The 17252-nt window shown below is 64.7% G+C and carries 17 protein-coding genes and 1 pseudogene; 4 read left to right on the plus strand and 14 right to left on the minus strand.

All coding sequences use genetic code 11. The annotated features are described in order from the left end of the window. Positions 1-80: 80 nt before the first annotated feature. From ACUZUJ_RS12315 to moaA, 7 genes are all read right to left on the minus strand, one after another. Positions 81-446, minus strand: a complete 366-nt coding sequence (locus tag ACUZUJ_RS12315; protein ID WP_458220828.1) for a DUF7009 family protein — start codon at positions 444-446, stop codon at positions 81-83. After that, the gene (mobA, locus tag ACUZUJ_RS12320) at positions 443-985 is read right to left on the minus strand and encodes a molybdenum cofactor guanylyltransferase (protein ID WP_458220829.1); all 543 of its coding nucleotides are present in this window, start codon (positions 983-985) and stop codon (positions 443-445) included. The genes ACUZUJ_RS12315 and mobA overlap by 4 nt, the downstream gene beginning before the upstream one ends. 222 nt (positions 986-1207) lie before the next feature. Beyond that, positions 1208-1708 carry a molybdenum cofactor biosynthesis protein MoaE gene (locus tag ACUZUJ_RS12325; protein ID WP_101765593.1) on the minus strand — a complete coding sequence of 167 codons (501 nt, stop codon included), beginning with the start codon at positions 1706-1708 and terminating at the stop codon, positions 1208-1210. A gap of 3 nt (positions 1709-1711) precedes the next feature. Continuing rightward, a complete protein-coding gene (locus ACUZUJ_RS12330; protein WP_049444672.1) occupies positions 1712-1972 on the minus strand; it encodes a MoaD/ThiS family protein in 261 nt (86 codons plus the stop codon). Further along, a complete protein-coding gene (locus ACUZUJ_RS12335) occupies positions 1972-3225 on the minus strand; it encodes a molybdopterin molybdotransferase MoeA (RefSeq protein WP_458220830.1) in 1254 nt (417 codons plus the stop codon). Before ACUZUJ_RS12335 ends, ACUZUJ_RS12330 begins: the two co-directional genes overlap by 1 nt. Further along, positions 3225-4220, minus strand: a complete 996-nt coding sequence (moaCB, locus tag ACUZUJ_RS12340) for a bifunctional molybdenum cofactor biosynthesis protein MoaC/MoaB (RefSeq protein ID WP_135968044.1) — start codon at positions 4218-4220, stop codon at positions 3225-3227. Before moaCB ends, ACUZUJ_RS12335 begins: the two co-directional genes overlap by 1 nt. Before the next feature lie 8 nt (positions 4221-4228). Continuing rightward, entirely contained in the window at positions 4229-5209 is a 981-nt protein-coding gene (gene moaA, locus ACUZUJ_RS12345; RefSeq protein WP_049444670.1) for a GTP 3',8-cyclase MoaA, read from the minus strand. A 194-nt stretch (positions 5210-5403) separates the two neighbouring features. Between moaA and ACUZUJ_RS12350 the strand changes: the two genes are divergently transcribed. Then, complete coding sequence (locus tag ACUZUJ_RS12350; RefSeq protein WP_101765596.1) at positions 5404-5808, plus strand: ribonucleotide reductase subunit alpha; 405 nt, start codon at positions 5404-5406, stop codon at positions 5806-5808. Here ACUZUJ_RS12350 and ACUZUJ_RS12355 read toward each other — a convergent pair. Next, positions 5802-6131, minus strand: a complete 330-nt coding sequence (locus ACUZUJ_RS12355; RefSeq protein WP_101765597.1) for a hypothetical protein — start codon at positions 6129-6131, stop codon at positions 5802-5804. The two genes, ACUZUJ_RS12350 and ACUZUJ_RS12355, sit on opposite strands and share 7 nt — an antisense overlap. Before the next feature lie 568 nt (positions 6132-6699). On the opposite strand from ACUZUJ_RS12355, the gene ACUZUJ_RS12360 reads away from it, so the two are divergent. Next, positions 6700-7074 carry a hypothetical protein gene (locus ACUZUJ_RS12360; protein ID WP_101765598.1) on the plus strand — a complete coding sequence of 125 codons (375 nt, stop codon included), beginning with the start codon at positions 6700-6702 and terminating at the stop codon, positions 7072-7074. 45 nt (positions 7075-7119) lie between these two features. Here the strand turns inward: ACUZUJ_RS12360 and ACUZUJ_RS12365 are convergent, their stop codons facing one another. The 4 genes and pseudogenes from ACUZUJ_RS12365 to ACUZUJ_RS12380 all read right to left on the minus strand — a co-directional run bounded on the left by ACUZUJ_RS12365 (position 7120) and on the right by ACUZUJ_RS12380 (position 14114). After that, a complete protein-coding gene (locus tag ACUZUJ_RS12365) occupies positions 7120-7455 on the minus strand; it encodes a DUF6984 family protein (RefSeq protein ID WP_101765599.1) in 336 nt (111 codons plus the stop codon). Between the two features lie 208 nt (positions 7456-7663). Beyond that, positions 7664-8041, minus strand: a complete 378-nt coding sequence (locus tag ACUZUJ_RS12370; RefSeq protein ID WP_158298001.1) for a hypothetical protein — start codon at positions 8039-8041, stop codon at positions 7664-7666. 440 nt (positions 8042-8481) lie between these two features. Further along, positions 8482-8916, minus strand: a pseudogene (locus ACUZUJ_RS12375) (RHS repeat-associated core domain-containing protein); the annotation flags it as partial. Positions 8917-9434: 518 nt separating this feature from the next. Continuing rightward, complete coding sequence (locus tag ACUZUJ_RS12380; protein WP_510468044.1) at positions 9435-14114, minus strand: RHS repeat-associated core domain-containing protein; 4680 nt, start codon at positions 14112-14114, stop codon at positions 9435-9437. Positions 14115-14422: 308 nt separating this feature from the next. Between ACUZUJ_RS12380 and ACUZUJ_RS12385 the strand changes: the two genes are divergently transcribed. Beyond that, positions 14423-15364: an aspartyl protease family protein gene (locus ACUZUJ_RS12385; protein WP_458220930.1), complete on the plus strand. Its 942-nt coding sequence runs from the start codon at positions 14423-14425 to the stop codon at positions 15362-15364. Position 15365: 1 nt separating this feature from the next. On the opposite strand, the gene ACUZUJ_RS12390 is transcribed toward ACUZUJ_RS12385, so the two are convergent. Further along, on the minus strand, positions 15366-15995 hold the full coding sequence (locus ACUZUJ_RS12390) for a cation efflux transmembrane domain-containing protein (RefSeq protein ID WP_101765601.1): 630 nt from the start codon (positions 15993-15995) through the stop codon (positions 15366-15368). A gap of 83 nt (positions 15996-16078) precedes the next feature. On the opposite strand from ACUZUJ_RS12390, the gene ACUZUJ_RS12395 reads away from it, so the two are divergent. Continuing rightward, positions 16079-16489 carry a MerR family transcriptional regulator gene (locus tag ACUZUJ_RS12395; protein ID WP_101765602.1) on the plus strand — a complete coding sequence of 137 codons (411 nt, stop codon included), beginning with the start codon at positions 16079-16081 and terminating at the stop codon, positions 16487-16489. Between the two features lie 30 nt (positions 16490-16519). On the opposite strand, the gene arsH is transcribed toward ACUZUJ_RS12395, so the two are convergent. After that, positions 16520-17248 (minus strand): arsenical resistance protein ArsH, encoded by a 729-nt coding sequence (arsH, locus tag ACUZUJ_RS12400; RefSeq protein WP_101765603.1) that lies wholly within the window; start codon positions 17246-17248, stop codon positions 16520-16522. Positions 17249-17252 lie beyond the last annotated feature (4 nt).

Here is a 17252-nt window from a genome sequence, read left to right on the forward strand (position 1 = left end):
GCCATTAGGCCGCGCAGCAACAACGACGGGGTTGATCTGGATCAATCAGGGGCCGGTTTCCACCGTGCCCCTGACAAATGTCAAACCGATGAAGCGGTGGTGCGGCGGGTCACCCCGCGCTGGCGCACGCTGTCGCGCACGTCCACATCGAACTGCAGCTGAAGCTGGCTGCCGTCTTCCAGGGCAATGTCGAATGGCAGGCCCTCCCGGCACGGCAACCGCGCCGCCAAGGCCTCGACGTCCGGGCGTGGCAGTACCAGGCGGCAGAAGGTGCCCCCGTCCAGCAGCACGGGCTGCTCGCCGCCATGCAGCGACACCGCCATGCCCCAGCCCTCGATACCGCCGAAGCGGGTCATGTTCTCGACCGATTCACCGGCCAGCAGGCGCGCCAGTTCGGCCTCATCCAGGCGAAGCCGTACTGATTGGTCCTGCAACTGCACTTTCATGACGCAACATCCTCCCATTGTTCGGAGGTATTGCAGTTGACCAGGCAGGCTTCGTCAACGCTTTCCAGCAGCAGCGCGTGCATCTGCAGGCGGCGCTGGAAGGCCTGTACCGAGCGGCGTCCGTCCGCATCATCCAGCATCGCGGCCAGCACGCTACGAGTGGCATTGTCCACATTCAACAGCATGGGAAAGGGATGCCCGTCAAAGATCGTGCATGCGCCCCGCCCCTCGGCGGCCAGCCGTTGCAGCAGCCGCGGCGCCAGCAACGGCGTATCCACCGCTACCGCCCAGGCCGGGCCATCGGGCATCTGCTGCATCACGCTGTGCAGTCCACCCAGGGGACCGCAGCGCGCCACTTGATCGGGGATGCCGCCGAAGGCCGGATAGTCGCCGCTGACCCACACCCGTTCGGCGCCGGCCTGCAGCAGCAGGCCACGCATGTGTTCCAGCAGCGTGCGCCCCTCCCACGGCAGCAGCGCCTTGTCGCGGCCCATCCGGCTGGACAGGCCGCCGGCCAGCACGATGCCGTGGATGCTCATCGCAGTAGAGCCACGCCATGCGTGGCTGCGTCGGCCGGATTCATCGGGAAGGCCACATCCACGCATGGCGTGGATCTACTGAACCCCGCAGCCATCCAGACATTCGGTGGTAGAGCCACGCCATGCGTGGCTGCACCGGCCAGATCCACCGCAGAAGCATCCACGCATGGCATCGCCCGGGCACCCCGCAGTAGAGCCACGCCATGCGTGGCTGCAGCGGACTCAATGGTGGTGGTCGTGCGCATGGTCATGGGCATGTGCGGGCTCGCTGTCCGCGTGGCACAGGCTGCAGCCCTCGCTCCACGCGCTGTCGCCGTCCTCGTAATGCTCCTGCTTCCAGATCGGGCACTGGTGCTTCACCACCTCGATCAACTGCCTGCAGGCACGGAACGCCTCGTCACGGTGCGGGCTGCCCGCCGCCACCACCACCGCCACATCGCCGATACCCAGGCGGCCCTTGGCGTGGGCCACATACAGCTTCAGCTTCGGTCCAAACGTAGCCTCAACCTCGGCGGCCAAGCGCTTGAACTCGTTCAACACCAACGGCTCGAACAGGTCGTAGGTGATCCCGGTCACCGGCCGGCCGATGTTGACGTCGCGCACCTTGCCGATGAACACGTCGATGCCACCGAACCCCGGATCGGACACCGCAGCGATGCCCTCGGCCGGATCGATCGCCGCCTGCGCGCGGTCCACCACCTTGGCGATGATCTTCTCGCTCATCGCTCAGCCCCCGCTCACCGGAGGCAGGATCGCCACCCGGCCATCGTCGGGCAGCGCTTCGTGGTCACGCAGCACGCGTTGCTGGTCGGCAAATGCCGAGTAGTCCAGCAGGCCGGCGCGGAAGCCGGGCCAACGCGTCGGCAGCAGCTCGCGCAGTGCCTGGCGCAAGTCGGCCACGGTGCTACCGGCCACCTCCACCGCGATTTCGCGGCTGGCATCCAGATCGGAAAACGCACCAAACAACTGCAGATTCACCTGTTTCATCATGACTCCTGGCTCGCCAGCTGCACCGGGTCATGGTGACCCCAGCCCTGCACGCGCACGTAGGTGCCAGCGGTGGCCAGGTCACCCTCGGCCTCCAGCACCACCCAGGCGTTGGCCTGCAGCATGGACATCAAACGGAACGACTCCTGCCCGGACAGCACGCGCGCACTCAGGCGCCCCTGACCGTCAACTTCCACCCGCGCACGCGCGTGGAAGCGCAGGCCCGGCGGCTTGCGCACGTCGGCCTGCAGCGGCAGCTGCAACACGGTTTCCGGTGCCAGCCCCAGCAGGCGCCGCAGCACCGGCTCCACGAAGAAGCGCTGGCCCACGGCGGCCGACACCGGGTTGCCCGGCAGGCCGAAATACAGCGCGCCATTGGGCAGCACCGCGAACAGCAACGGCTTGCCCGGGCGGATCGCAACCTTGTGGAACACGATGCGCGCACCACGGCCACGCAGTGCGTCGGGAACGAAATCGTAGCGGCCGGCCGACACCGCGCCCGTGCTGATCAGCAGCTGCGCGCCGGCAGCCAGCGCTTCATCCAGCACCGCATTGAACGCGGCCACGTCATCACCCACCGTGCCCTGCCAGACCACTTCGGCACCGGCGGCCTGCAGGCGGCCCACCAGATACGGCCGGTTGCTGTCACGGATCTGGCCGGATTCCAGTGTCTGCGCCGCCTCGGTCACCAGCTCCTTGCCGGTGGCGATCACCGCCGCCTTCGGCCGTGCCACCACCGCCACCTGGCCCACGCCGATGGCATGCAGCAGGGTGCGCGCATTGATGTCCAGCACCTGCCCGGCCTGCAGCACACGTTCGCCTTCGCTCACATCCTGGCCGCGCAGGCGCACGTTCTGGCCCGGCTTCACCGTGCCCTTCAAGGCGATGCGGGTCGGGCGTCCATCCTCGCTGGCGAGGACGTCCACGTTCTCGACCGGCACCACCGTATCCAGCCCAACCGGCATGCGCGCACCGGTCATGATTTCCGAGGCACCCTCGCCGCCTTCGGCGCCGGCATCGCCGGCGGCCTGCCAGCCCTGCACGGTAAATTCGGTACCGGCTTCGAACGTCGCGCCGTTGGCGCGCAGCGCGAAACCGTCCATCGCAGAATTGTCGAACGGCGGCAGCGACTGCCCACTGATGATGTCACTGGCCAGAGTGCGGCCGCCGGCCTCATGCAGCGGCAGGCGCTCGGCCGGCAGCGGCGTGGCCGCATCCAGCAGGTGCTGCAGGGCTTCGCTGTAAGCAATCATCAGTGGCCACCACCCTCGACCATCGCCAGGGCGTGGCCCAGTACCGGCGCCAGGATATCCAGGCACTGCGCCGCCGCCTTCGGGCTGCCCGGCAGCGCGAACACCAGCATGTTGCCCAGCTGCACCACCTCGGCGCGGCTCAGCCAGGCCATCGGTGTGTGCTGTGCGCTCAGTGCCCGCACCATCTGCGCCAGGCCATGCACCGGCCGCGCGTTCAAGGAACGCAGCGCCTCCGGGGTCAGGTCACGTGGGCCCAGCCCGGTACCGCCGGTGCACAGGCACAGGCGCACGCCTTCGGCAGCCAAGGCCTGCAGGCGGCCCGCCAATGGCTCGATGCCATCAGGCAACACCTCGGCGGCCACGACCTCACCGCCCAGCTTTTTCAGGCCGGTCACCAGGGTCGGGCCGGACACATCCTCATAGGTACCCTCGCTGGCGCGATCACTCAGCGTGATCACCGCGCAGGCCGCGCCCTCCAGGCCCTTCGGCGCACGCGGCTTGAAGCGCGCGCGCTCGGCATCGTCCATGCCGTCGGGGTGCAGCCACACACCGCGCTTGCCGCCTTCCTTGAACAGCAGGCGGATGCCTTCGATGCGCAGCGCCGGTTCCACCGGCTTGCTCAGGTCGTACAGGGTCAGCAGCGCCGCGTTGACGCCAGCCAGCGCCTCCATCTCCACGCCGGTGCGCGCCTCGCTGGCGCACTCGCACCACACGCGGATCGCCTGCCGCTCCGGTACCGGCGCGCAGAACACTTGCACCAGCTCCAGCGGCAACGGGTGGCACAGCGGCATCAGCATCGAGGCCATCTTGGCGCCCTGCAGGCCGGCAATCTCGGCCATCACCAGCGCATCGCCCTTGGGCAGGCGGCGCTCGACGATCAGCGGATAGGCCACCGGACCGGCATGCAGCTCGCCCACCGCCACCGCACGGCGGCGGGTGATGCGCTTGTCGCGGACATCGGCCATATGGAAGGCCGCATTCAATTCCCCACTCATCGTGTTGCTCATCCTCCGATGGAGGCCAGGTGCGGGGTCAGCCCGGTCTGGCCCTGGTGCAGTCCATGCCCGGCCGCTTTCAGGCCAAGCTGTGTGGTGATGCGTGCCAGCAACGCGTCGTGGTCATCGTCGCGCTGCAGCAGCGGGCGCAGCGGCACGCCGAACTCGCCGAACAGGCACAGCCGCAGGTCGCCCTTGGCGGTCACCCGCAGGCGGTTGCAGCCCTTGCAGAAGTCACGCGAATACGGGGCGATGATGCCGATGCTGCCGCGATGGTCCGGATGCCCGAACTCACGCGCCGGGCCGGCATCGGCCGCGCGCGGACGCTCGTGCCAGCCGGCCGCCAGCAGCTGCTCGATCACCAGGTCGGCGCGCAGGTGGTGGCGCTGGAAATAGGCTTCGTTGTCGCCGGTGCGCATCAGTTCGATGAAGCGCACGCTGAAGGGGCGGTCGCGCAGGTAGTCCATCCACTGCGGCAGCTCGTTGTCGTTCAGGCCACGCAGCAGTACCGCGTTGAGCTTGATCGCGGGCAGGCCCAACGCCTGTGCCAGCGCCAGGCCCTGTTCGATCTCCGGCAGGCGGTCATGCCCGGTGATGGTCCTGAAGCGTTCGCGCTGCAGGCTGTCCATGCTCACGTTCAGCGCGGTCAGGCCGGCGCGGTGCCAGCCCGGCAGGCGCCGCGGCAGCAGCGTGCCATTGGTGGTGATGGCCACCTTGCGGATGCCCGGCACCGCCGCCACGGTGGCGATGATCTCGTCCAGGTCCTTGCGCAGGCTGGGCTCGCCACCGGTCAGGCGGATCTTGCTCATGCCCAGCGCGGCAAACGCACGCACCAGGCGCGCGATTTCATCCACCTGCAGGAAGCGCGGGCGGCCATCGGCCTGGTAACCGTCGGGCAGGCAGTAGCTGCAACGGAAGTTGCAGGCTTCGGTCAACGACAGGCGCAGGTACGGAAAGCTGCGTCCGAAACCGTCGGTGAGTTGGCTCATGGCTGGTCCACCTTGTTGCTCCACCGTCTTGCCTGTGCCCGGAACGGCCCGGAAACCCTCGTCTGCTGGAACGATTGCCAGAGTACGCGGCCGTCAGTTCCATGGGCATGACTTAAATCAATCGTCTTCGGCCCCACGCGGCAGGCGTTATGGCAGCATGCGGCTTTCCGTGCAGCGGGCGTGTGACAACCCTCATGATGATGAACGATTTCCAGCAGCTGCTGCACGCCGCAGGCCAGCAGGCTGAACCGCAACGCTTGCTGTTCGTATTCGTGCGCGCCGAGCTGCCCGAATCGCCCACCGCCGACCAGCGCGACCGGCATGACCGCCGCGAGGGCGGCACCCTGTCGCCGGTGCTGTGCGTGGACAAGCTGCCGGCCGAGGTGGCCAGCTTCCAGGCGCTGGCCACCGAATCGACTACCACCGGCATCGACTGGGACCTGGTCTTCGTGGCGGCGCTGGACGGCCGCGCCGGTTTCGCACCCAACAGCGACGAAGCCGCCCGCCCGCTGCAGCTGATGGTCAACGCCATCCATGACGGTCAGATCGGCCGCTTCGCCGCCTTCGACCGGGGCGGCGAGCCTGTTCAGTTCTATTGAGCCACCAGCTGCAGGGTCAGGAAGAAGATCACCAGCACGGTGTTCAGCCCCCAGGCGACGGTCAGCCCACGCGCCGCTACGCCCAGGTTGGGGGTGCGCGCGGTGGGCGCCGCCCGCCAGACCGCCGGGATGATCCAGCCGGTATAGAGCAGCAGCACGGCAAAGACCCCCAGCAGCAGCGGGGTGCGCTGGTTGGCCAGGGCCCAGAGGGCTACCGCCCACAGAATGTTGCTGGGAATGACGCCCTGCAGCCAGAACACACTCCAGAGCCGTGAACGCCCCGGGGTATCGGGCGTCGGGTGCAGGGAAGCGGTGGCGGTCATAAGTCTCCTTCTGGTCAGGAAACGTGCCGGACCAGCCTGCGCTTGGTGGCTGGGAACGTCAACCCGAGTCGCACGTCACGCTTTGGCGCCGGTGGGGCCCCGCCAGGCTCGACTCAGGCTCGCGCGGAGCCTGTCGCCATCGCCCCTCCCCACCTGCTCCCTCCCACTTCCCAACCTCGACATCTGTCGCAGATTGCACGGTGCGGGCGGATCACCACGCCAGCCAGCGCTGGCAGTGCTTAACAGCGTGGGAGAATGCCGAAAGCGTCTCCAATCGAGCGATGTTTGCAACTCTTCTGATTGGCATTGCACAGCGCCAGGGGCTCAGATGGCGTGCCACCGGAAAAGGGTGGCCGGGCTTCGAATCCCGTGTTGGCTTTGAGTAAGTGCGCTTGCCAGCCGGCGTCACCTTAGCGTGGCGCCGGCTGGCAATCCGTCTGCCGGCTATGGCGGGCGGTGCGTTGGGGGCGTTCGCGCCCGCCGGCTTGAAGCCAACCCGGATTCGAACCACGTACCGCCCGCCACCTTTCGGGTGGCGGCTACCGATTGCCCTGCACGGAGCCTTGCCATGAACGAATCGGACGTCCCCCACCTGCACGCGTACCGCAGCACCGCCCACGACGACGGTTCGCTACAGGCTGCACCCGCAGTGGACAGGAACACCTTCATTGCCAATCTCAACCGCATCGGCTCCGGTGCGGCGGCCGATGGCCAACCTTGGCCGGAGCGGCATCAGCTGCCCGGTCGCTGCCTGGCCCTCGCCGATGCCGATTGCGCGTTGAGTGGATTGCGGGTGGTGCTGGAAATGCTGCTGGCGGCGGAGCGCACCCGCCAGAACGGCGAACCCGAGCAATACGTGGGCGACCGGGTGATGGAGGGGTTGGTGATGGCCTGCCAGTCGTTGTGCGCGCAGGCGGTGGGGCGGTTACAGCCCGAAGGGTGAATGCCATGCGCCACGGCCTTCAGCGAGGACCGCTTTCAGCAGGCTTCAGTGCTCGCTGAAAGCGCTTCTCAGATCGACGCCGATGATCGGCGAGAAGTCCACCTTCCACAGCTCCAGTTCGAAGAGCTGATCGTGATTATCCAGGCACAGGGTGACTCTCACCGGCACGCCGTCAGCATCGGCAAGCATGGCCGTGGCAATGTCACTGCCGAAGAGCTGGGTCGTGCTGGACAGGAACACCACGCCCCCGAATCCGACGACCTCCACGTCCTCCACCTGGGCGAGCGCCAGATCCTTCAACAACCGTTCGGACAGCTCGGTCGTCTCGGGCAGCAGCCTGTGGATGAGAGAAACCTCGTCGGGGGTGAGGAATCTGGGCACGGGATGTCCTTCAGGGCACTGCATCCGCCATCGGCAGATGCTCGATCCGCCATGTCCTGGCCTAGATGAGAATGACGCTTCCGGTTGAGCTGGTCTCAATACGGAAACACTGCGGGTGACCGGTCGAAGCGGTCAGGGCAGTCCTGGGTGCTACCTTTGGATTGCGGCACTTGCCCGAGGCGCCCCTTGGCAGAAGCGTCGGACCACATCACTTTATGCATGAAACTGCCAAAGCAGTCTTCACGTCAGAATCGCCGATATTGGACGATGCAAGCTGATCGACAAGGCCGCAGGGGATTTTAGCCTCCCCATGCTCGGGAACCGTCAGAAGATCTCCGTTATGCTTCTTGGAGTTTAGCGCAACCCACACTCTTTCTTGTGCCCCCACTGAGAATCCGGCCAGCAGATTCCCCCCAGTTTCGTCATAAATCAGATCCGGTCCTGGCTTACCTCTGAATTCCAGCTCCGCTGCTTGCAGAGACGCATAGACAGGCTTATCTGCAAGCTCCCCTCTGGAAAGCCCCTTGAAGAACCAGATCGCGACGCCAGCGAGAATCGCAAATATTAATATATAAATGAATTTCACGGCCCAGTCTTTCCGTCGAAGTTCTGAAGTTCTGGGGGGATCTCGCCACCCCGAAGAATGAGGGAAGTGCCGATTCGCAATGGACTAGCCAGCGCGTGTGCATAGACAAATCCCGGATGGATATGGCCGCTCGATATAGCCACTCCGGCAGCCTCCAAAGAACTGTCCACTGCTGTTGCGCAGTTATTGGAAATAACAGAATAGTTGCCCGGATTATGCCTCCTCATCTCTGCTGCGATCGCAGCCTCTTGCTGGGGCGTAGTACGAAGTCTAACAATCTGAACAAATCTATCTTTCACTTGGGACTTCAAGTATTCGTAGGTACTCCCTCCGTAGGGATGGACAGTACCGTAGCTGAACACGCCTCCGCTTGATGTAGCTATGGCTATGTGGCCAAAAGGATTGCCATCAACCGCTCCGGAGTCGATGACCAGCGTATCAAGTCCCAGCGGATCAAGCGCGGCTACTGGGTACCCACGCGCATACGCGTACGTGCTCACACCGCCCATCAGCCCAATCGGATCACTCTGCGAGTACCGCCCCACGGATGGGTCGTACTCGCGCTGGTAGTTGTAGAACAACCCACTCGTATCCGTCGCCTGCTGCCCCGGGAAACGCAGCGCCAGCTCGAACACCAAACCATCGCCATCCGGGTCGGCACTCGGAATCTGATTACCGAACACTTCGCTCTTGTTGTTCCACTCCCATATCGAGACATTCCGTACCGGATCGATCACCACGCGCGGTGTGCCCAGATGATCCGGCTGCACGTAGGTCAGTTCAGGCACGCCGGTAGCCGGCACATTGATCAGCGCTACCGGATAGTTGTCCAGCCAGATGGCCTGCTGCTGCGCCTGGCCCGTGGCCGAGTAGTTGTCAGCCGCTGCGAGGGGATTTACACGCGCCGTAGCTTCGAGGCATTTGCCCAGCTCGGCTGCCGCCGACCAAGCTACGCGCTTGTCCCCATGAACAAGCATTTGGCTTCTGGTGTCGGCCGTCGGCAGCAGTGACCCGCGTCGTGCATCCAAGCAAAGTGGCTGTCGTCACCGCTCCTGAAGCTCCCCCAGTTCTATATCCTTGGAATATGAGCGCCTACTACTGATCTGAACTACGCCGGATTCGAACCTTCGACCGTCCCTGCACTGAACGGCAAAGTGGTAATTCCTGGGTTCTGGCCCGGCTACAACCATCATCGGCACCGAGAACATACCCCCAACGGGCTTCGACGAAACCACGTCTTCGGCCTCCCCAAGCATACTCAGCTCGCAACCGTGACTGCGATCATCACTCTGACCTACCGGCACTCGTCCCGAGACACGCACAATCATGTCCCCACCGAACGTTGCACAACTAGAGAGCAAAGCAAGGCCCGCAATGGCCACCACGGTACACTTCACTTCTGGCACTCCTGTTTGCTTGCGATGCACTTATTGAATTCACTCACGTTCGCACCTGCAAATGCTGTTGCGGCGTCTTCGAACTTATTTCCTTGCGCGGAGCCATTCCTCATAAACTCTGCAACATATGCCCTCCGAGACAGCTCACCCGTGTTCCATTGGCGAATCACATGATAATACTCATGCAGAACCAACTTCCGATCCTCAAAGAAATCGTCCACTGACACATTCGGCGGAAGTCTAATGGAATTCTTGCGGGTCGTAATGAATTCATTGTTGACAACCGCTTTGTTCCTGACATCAACGCCGGAGACGGATCGGCCGAATATCATTTCCAAGCAGTCTGCCATCGCACCAGACGCAGGGGCCAAACCTAAATTATCGAAGTCGATCACAGGGTTCGCCCAAGCGTATGCGTACGTCGCCAAGCCTCCCGCAATCCCTAATGGATCGCTCTGTGAGTACCGCCCCGCCGCAGGGTCATACTCCCGCTGGTAGTTGTAGAACAACCCGCTCGCACTCGTCGCCTGCTGGCCCGGGAAGCGCAGCGCCAGCTCGAACGCCACACCATCCCCATCCGGGTCGGCACTCGCAATCTGGTTGCCGAACACCTCGCTCTTGTTGCTCCACTCCCAGATCGAGACATTCCGTACCGGATCGATCACCACGCGCGGTGTGCCCAGATGATCCGGCTGCACGTAGGCAAGTTCCGGCACGCCGGTAGCCGGCACATTGATCAGCGCCACCGGGTAGTTGTCCAGCCAGATGGCCTGCTGCTGCGCCTGCCCCGTGGCCGAGTAGTTGCCCAGCCACTGCCCTGCTTCGTCGTACAAGGTGATCTGCGTTGCGCCACCGGTCGGGGTACGCAGTACGCGCTCGCCGCGATGGTTGTAGGCGTAGCTTTCCAGTACGGCGTTGCCTTGCTTCACCGCGTTCATGCGGTTGGCATCGTTGTAGGTGAACGTCTTGCTGCCGATGCTGGTGGTATTGCCCGCTGCGTCATGGGTGCGCGCTTCGCCGTCCACCGCAGTCAGGCGATGGCTGGTTGCGGGATAGGTGTAGCTGGCGGTGCCTGCCGCCGTGGTCAGCGCGGTCCGATTACCGGTGGCGTCATACGCATAGGTTTCAATCGGCGTGCCGGTCGCGCCGTCCTGGGTCTGGGTCAGGCGACCCAGCGCGTCGTAGGTGTAATTGGCCAGCACCGTCGAGCCTGTGCCGTTCTTCAGCTCGGTGATCGAACCGACCGGGTCGTAGCCGTAGCCCAGCGACAGGCCGCCCGCGGCCGGGTCGTGCACCGCTTGCGGGCGATAGTCCAGGTCCAGCGGACGCTGCAGCTGGCGGCCGTTGCCATAGGTCCAGCCGGTCGCCGGGCCGAAGGCCGCATAGGTCACGTTGTTCACCACGATCTGGCGCGCCTGGCCGGGGCGGGTCAGGCCGATCTGGCTGATGCGACCCTGGGGATCGCGCACGTAGTCGGCCACGCTGCCGTCGGGGTAGGTCAACGCCGTCAGGCGACCCGACTTGCTGTAGGCGTAGCGCAGCGTGCTGGCAACGCCGTTGACGGTCTGCACCTTGCGGGTGACCTGGCCGAAGCGATCATGGCAGTACTGGGTGCTGCCATTGGCGTGCAGCACCTGGCCCAGGCGCCCCTTGGCAAAGCGCTCGTCGGCGGCACAGGCAGCCGGTGCCACGTCATAGCTGTAGCCCACGTCCAGATTGGGGTCCGGGTAGGCGATGCCGATCAGGCGATTGAGTGCATCGTAGTGATAGGTAGCGGTGACGCCACGCGCATCGGTGGCCGTCTTGCGGTTTCCGGCGGCGTCCACGGTGAAGCTGCTGGCGCCACTGTCCGGGCTGACCTGCCCGGTCAGATCACCGAAACCGTTGTAGGCGTAGGTAGTGTGCAGGCCCTTCGGGTCGGTGACCTGGGTGACCTGGTCCAGCGCGTTGTACTGGCTGCGGATCTCGGCCGCGACGCCGCCGACGTCCTGCAGGGTCTGCGCCAGGCGGTTCAGCGGGTCGTACTGCTGGCTGGTCACGCGCTGCAGGGCGTCGGTGATCGTCTGCGGGTTGCCGTTGGCGTCGTAGACAAAGCCGGTGGCGTGATTGCCTGCGTCCTTCAGCGCGGTCAGCTGGCCGAGCGTGTTGAACGTCCGAGCCAGGGTACGGCGCAGCGTGCCGCCGGTATCCAGCGTGTCTTCCTTGAGACGATTGCCGGCGTTGTCCAGTGTGTAGTGAATCGTGTTGCCTGCGTTGTCCTCGATGTCGGTCAAGCGCAGGGCAGCATCGTAGACGTAGGAAACGCTGCTGCCATCCGGCTCGGTGATCTTCTGCACCTGGCCCGTCGGCCAATAGCTCAGCTGGGTGACCCGATTCTCGGCCGTGCTGGCACCGCGTACGGTGATCGAGGTCGGCCAGCCGCGGGCATGGTAGGTGTAATCGGTCACCACGCCGTTGGCATCCTTGACCGACAACGGCCGCCCGAACGCGTCGTAGGCCAAGGTCTCAACCGTCTGGCCCAACGCATTGGTCACACTGCGCAGGTCGCCCTTGCGATAGGTGCAGGCACCTCCGGTCGCGCACCCTACATCATCCGCCGAGTAATAGGCATAGGTAACAGCATCGGCCACATCCGTGCGCGGGCCATCCACACTCTTCAGCAGCCCTTCCACCGGGCAGCTGCCCGCCGCCACATCAGCGGCTTCGCAGTACGTGTAACTGGTGATGCGCGTCTGGCCGGATGCGGTGTCGGTCACCATGTTGGCCGTCGGCTGGCGGCGGGCATTGAAGGAAGTGCGGGTTTCACGATTGCCGATCCGGGTGGTCAGTACCGCATTGGTTTCGACGTCGCGCGCGGTGGTCACCACCCGCTGTTCGGGCAGGCCGACCGCTTCGGTCACGGTATGGATGCTGACGGCATGGCCGCTCACCGCATCGGTGCCCTGCGCATAGGTGTGCTTGGTCTGGATACCGCGGCGATCGGTGTAGGTATCCAGGCGCCGACGAAAGTCGACACTCTGGTCGTAGTAGGTCCGGCTGACGGTTCCCTGCGAATCACTCAGGCCGGTCACCTTGCGCGACGGAGCGGTGTCGCCCCCGGGTGTCAGGGTGTAGTCGGTCTGCCGCCCAAGCGCGTCGGTCACCACTGCACCGCCGTTGGGGCTGTAGGCCAGTGTCACACCATCGGCACCGCCGGCATGCTGACTGGAGATCACACGGCCGATGGAATCGTAGGTAAAGGTGCTGTAGCGACGACCGTCCTCGGCGGTGATACCCGTCAGGTGCTGGGGGAAAGCCTGGTTCTCGTAGTGATACGTGCGCACACCGCCACCTGCATAGGTCACCGTGGCGACCTGGTTCTGCGGCGTGTAGGTGTAGGTGGCGAGCGCAATGCCTTCGACCAGCACCGAACTGATCAGCGCCTCATAGTCGTTGGACTGGTAAACGAACTCGAGCGTGCGGCCACTGCTGTGGGTGACGGCTGCAAGGCGGTCGCTGTCGTCATAGATGTAGGTCAGCGACGTGCCATCCGCGAAGCGCTTGGAGGCAAGACGCCCGTCCGCGCCGAAGGTAGAGATGGAATCCGCCGAGTACAGTGTCCAGTTGCCGTTCTGGACCAGACGGTCACCACTGTCGTCGTCCGCCTCATAGGCTTGGCCGATCTTCTTGAATGCACGCTGGAAGCCGGTGCTTTCAATGATGCCCACACTGTCAACGCCATCCAATGCCAGGTGGGCGCCCAGCGAATGGGTCCAGCCATAACCGAAGCCACCGGATGAGGTGGAGATGCCGGAGTGATAGAAGCGCGTCAGCGCGATCCAGCCCAGATCGAAGTCCTGCGCGATCTCGTACTTCTCGCCCGTTTTAACATCACATGGGTTGCCGACATTGCCGTCGCAGGTACCGCCGTTGGAGGCCGGGTCCTTGTCGGGAATCGGACTCATGTTCGCAGCTGTGTCGTTGCGGGACATGGGGCAGTTACCGTTGCCGCCGTCCTTGTCGCACTTTTGCGACTTCGAGGTGATGGTCGCAACGAACTCTTCGCTGACGCAGGCGCTGTGCTTGTTGGACCACTGCGTGAGCGGAACCGGGCAGTTCAAGCGCCGGGTACGCGCGACCGCAACCGTCCCGGTATACGGGGTGCAGGGCGATTCAGCCGTATTGTTGCCAGCCATTGAAGTCAGATCGTAGTAGCGTGACTCGATGACACCTTCCTGATCGGGCGAAGCCGCAAACCAATCGCCAGACGGAGTGACCGCCGCCCCGGGGCACACGGGATTGCTGGCTTGTTGGTCCGCAAGAAAATCGGCCACCATCGCTTCTTCCGTCGGGAATATGTCACGCCCGATGTAGGACCAGTCCGGGTCGGAGGGCTGCGTCTTCCCCATCCAGTAGGTGATCGACGTGTTTCCGTTCAAGTCCACGACTTTCGACTTGATCTTGTCGACAGATTGCCAGCCGAACTGGAACTCCGGCGGGAACGGGCTGGGCGCCGGCAGGTTCTTGATGGCGGCTACCGCAGCCTGCTGGGTCTTGTATTGCGTCGCATCGCCGCCGGGCTGCGAAATACGCCAGGTAATCTTGCTTTCCTGCGCCTGTGCCACAGCAGGGGCGATGCAGCCGACGGCAACAATGGTCAGCGCGGCACGCGAGAAGCTCTTCAGTCGTTCCAACATCCCTGTTCTCCTTCCTGGACGAACACAGCGCCGGCGGGAACGAGAACGCGGGGGTAGAGCCCCATCACGTCATGCTTCGGATCGTCCCTGCTCCGGAATGCGGCAGTGCCACATGCCGCCTTTATCGTTGAAGACGGTGACATATTCAAGTCAAGGCCCGCGACATCCGTCACATTTCCACCCGCGCGGATTCCAGATCCAGCCGATTACCGCGACAGCTTTCGGAGCAGCCTGCGGAGCAGGAAACTCCTGCAACCGCCTGCATCCCTCACGCATCAGAAGATCCTGGACACCCATGGAACAGGATCATGAGGCGCATTCCCCCGCATCGCCGTACCGTACTGGGCACTCGCCGTTGGTGCAGCACTGCCATCGCCATCCTCACTCTGCTGACGCTTCCCGTGGCCACCCTGGCCTCACCCGTGGCGGAGAGCGCCTGCACCCTGGCCACCCACGCGGGCCAGCGCCTTGTCGATGTTCCCTTCGATGTCATCGACGGGCGCATCCATGTGCAGGTGCAGGTCAACGGCAGCGGCCCCTACCGCTTCGCCATCGATACCGGCGCCAGCGGCATGGCCCGCGCGGACGCCCGCCTGGTCCGTCAACTGGCGCTGCCGGCGGACGCCAGCACCCGCCACTCCGACGGCGTACAGACAGCCTGGGCCGATACGGTGCGCATCAACGCCCTCGCGCTCGGCGGACTGCGCCACAGCGACGTGACCGCGCTCACCCGCGACTACAACGCACGCCAATCCAAAGACGCAGCGTTCGACGGCATCCTTGCACGCGGATTCTTCGCTGATGGCGTGCTGATCATCGACTACCCGCAACGGCGCCTGCAGTTCCGCCGCGACATCGACCTCCTGCCCGCGCAACCGGACACGCTCGCCTACTCACGCGCCTTCCGCATCCAGGTGACGATTGGAACAGTGACCACAGAGGCGCAGCTGGACACCGGCGCCAACGTCGCGATGGTGCTGCCCACGGCACTCTTCCGGCGGGCAGCCGGTGCCGCAGTGACCACCGGGGATCGACTGACCCTCAGTCACGGCGAGGTCGATGGCGGACATGCACAGCTGGATGTTCCCGTGTTGATCGGCGGCCTGGCGCTGCAGGGGCTGCACGTACGGGTGTCCGACCACTATCCCGAAGCGGTGGTGGGTGCCCATGCGCTGCAGGAAGCGGTGGTGCTGATCGATCAGCGCAGCCAACGGGTGGCAATCTGCCCAAGCAGGCCCCATCGCAACTGAGTCACTGGCGGCGTGCTGCCCGCCATGCCGGCCACGCTTCAGCCATCACGCTCACTGCCGACCTCAGGAACAACAGGGCGATCACTGCGCCGACGACGATGTCCGGCCAGCCGCGCCCGGTCATGGCCACGCCACCTGCGGCCACCAGCACCCCCAGGTTCGCGGCCACGTCATTGCGCGAGCACTCGAACGTGCTCTTCATGTTGATGTTCAACCTGCGGAACCGCCATAGCAGCGCCAGGCAGGTGAGGTTCGCCACCAGGGCAATGCCACCGAACACCAGCATCAGCGTGCTGGACGGTGGCACCCCATTGACCAGCTTGCCGGCCACTTCGAACACGATGAACACGAAGAAGGCCAGGATCAGCAGGCCCTTGGCCAGCGCCGCGCCCGCCTCCCAGCGCGCGCCCCGGTTTACCGCCCACAGGCTCAGGCCATAGACGATGGCATCCCCCAGCATGTCGACCGCGTCGGCCTGCAGGGCGCTGGATCGCGCGGCAAGGCCCGCGCCGAACTCGATGAAGAACATCGCCAGGTTGATTGCCAGCACCGCCACCAGTACCCGCCGCTGGGCGCTGTGCAGCGCTATCGATGCCAGCTCCTGGCGTTTGTGGCCGCAGCACTGGTCCATGGGGCGCTCCGCCGGGCGTGCCCGGGCTTGAAATGAAAGGGAGCTGCCTTTATCAACCTTGTAGCCCCTACAAGGTCAAGCCCATGACAGCCCCACTCACCATCGGCCAGTTGGCCCGCCAGACCGGCACCAAGGCAGAAACCATCCGCTATTACGAAAAGATCGGGCTGCTGCAGCCGCCGCTGCGTTCGCAGGGCAACTACCGCTGCTACGACGCACAGGACCAACGGCGGCTGGCATTCGTGCGCCGTGCGCGCGAGCTGGGGTTCGCCATCGAGCAGATCCGCGAACTGATCGCCTTCGGCGAGCAACGCGAGCACCAGTGCAGTTCGGTGGATGACGTGGTGAAGGCACACATTGCCGACATCGCGCGCAGGATTGCCGACCTGCAGGCGCTGCAGGGTGAACTGCAGCGGATGATCGGCAACTGCCCCGGCGGGCGCGTGGCCGATTGCCGGGTGCTGGAAGCCCTGCAGCCCGCGCCGACTAGCTGAGCAGGAACCGCACGCGATTCGGCACCCGCCTTAGACGCCGGTCGCTCCCGCCGCCCGCGCCAGCTCCACCGCCAACGCATCGCCCTTGCGCTCGCTGTAACGGTCCACGAGGTAGTCGGCGCGGCCGCGGGTGAGCAGCGTGAACTTCACCAGTTCTTCGACCACATCCACCACACGATCGTAGTAGGGCGAAGGCTTCATCCGCCCGTCTTCGTCGAACTCCTGCCAGGCTTTGGCCACCGACGACTGGTTGGGAATGGTCAGCATGCGCATCCAGCGGCCCAGCACCCGCAGCGTATTGACCGTGTTGAACGACTGCGAGCCGCCGCAGACCTGCATCACCGCCAGCGTCCGGCCCTGGGTCGGCCGCACGCTGCCGTCTTCCAGTGGCAGCCAGTCGATCTGGTTCTTGAACACGCCGGTCACCGTGCCGTGCCGCTCCGGGCTGACCCACACCTGCCCTTCCGACCAGTGCGACCACTCGCGCAGCCGCTGCACTTCCGGGTGCTCCTTGTCCACGCTGTCCAGCAGCGGCAAGGAATGTGGATCGAACACGCGCGTTTCGCAGCCCAGATGCTGCAGCAGGCGTTCGGCCTCCAGTGCCAGCTTGCGGCTGAACGATTGCGGACGCAGTGAGCCATACAGCAGCAGGATACGTGGCGGCCCCTGGCGTTCGGCCGCCAACCGCTGGTGATCTGGCTGGGGAAGCGAAGCCTCCCTCAGATGGGGCAGCGAAGGACTTGTGATCGGCTTATTCATTCGA

Source organism: Stenotrophomonas sp. S4 (assembly GCF_054187805.2).

Bases quoted from the DNA above. Each gene is read 5' to 3' on its own strand.
- ACUZUJ_RS12315 (WP_458220828.1), bottom strand. From the start codon at position 446: ATGAAAGTGCAGTTGCAGGACCAATCAGTACGGCTTCGCCTGGATGAG.
- mobA (WP_458220829.1), bottom strand. From the start codon at position 985: ATGAGCATCCACGGCATCGTGCTGGCCGGCGGCCTGTCCAGCCGGATG.
- ACUZUJ_RS12325 (WP_101765593.1), bottom strand. From the start codon at position 1,708: ATGAGCGAGAAGATCATCGCCAAGGTGGTGGACCGCGCGCAGGCGGCG.
- ACUZUJ_RS12330 (WP_049444672.1), bottom strand. From the start codon at position 1,972: ATGAAACAGGTGAATCTGCAGTTGTTTGGTGCGTTTTCCGATCTGGAT.
- ACUZUJ_RS12335 (WP_458220830.1), bottom strand. From the start codon at position 3,225: ATGATTGCTTACAGCGAAGCCCTGCAGCACCTGCTGGATGCGGCCACG.
- moaCB (WP_135968044.1), bottom strand. From the start codon at position 4,220: ATGAGTGGGGAATTGAATGCGGCCTTCCATATGGCCGATGTCCGCGAC.
- moaA (WP_049444670.1), bottom strand. From the start codon at position 5,209: ATGAGCCAACTCACCGACGGTTTCGGACGCAGCTTTCCGTACCTGCGC.
- ACUZUJ_RS12350 (WP_101765596.1), top strand. From the start codon at position 5,404: ATGATGATGAACGATTTCCAGCAGCTGCTGCACGCCGCAGGCCAGCAG.
- ACUZUJ_RS12355 (WP_101765597.1), bottom strand. From the start codon at position 6,131: ATGACCGCCACCGCTTCCCTGCACCCGACGCCCGATACCCCGGGGCGT.
- ACUZUJ_RS12360 (WP_101765598.1), top strand. From the start codon at position 6,700: ATGAACGAATCGGACGTCCCCCACCTGCACGCGTACCGCAGCACCGCC.
- ACUZUJ_RS12380 (WP_510468044.1), bottom strand. From the start codon at position 14,114: ATGTTGGAACGACTGAAGAGCTTCTCGCGTGCCGCGCTGACCATTGTT.
- ACUZUJ_RS12385 (WP_458220930.1), top strand. From the start codon at position 14,423: ATGAGGCGCATTCCCCCGCATCGCCGTACCGTACTGGGCACTCGCCGT.
- ACUZUJ_RS12390 (WP_101765601.1), bottom strand. From the start codon at position 15,995: ATGGACCAGTGCTGCGGCCACAAACGCCAGGAGCTGGCATCGATAGCG.
- ACUZUJ_RS12395 (WP_101765602.1), top strand. From the start codon at position 16,079: ATGACAGCCCCACTCACCATCGGCCAGTTGGCCCGCCAGACCGGCACC.
- arsH (WP_101765603.1), bottom strand. From the start codon at position 17,248: ATGAATAAGCCGATCACAAGTCCTTCGCTGCCCCATCTGAGGGAGGCT.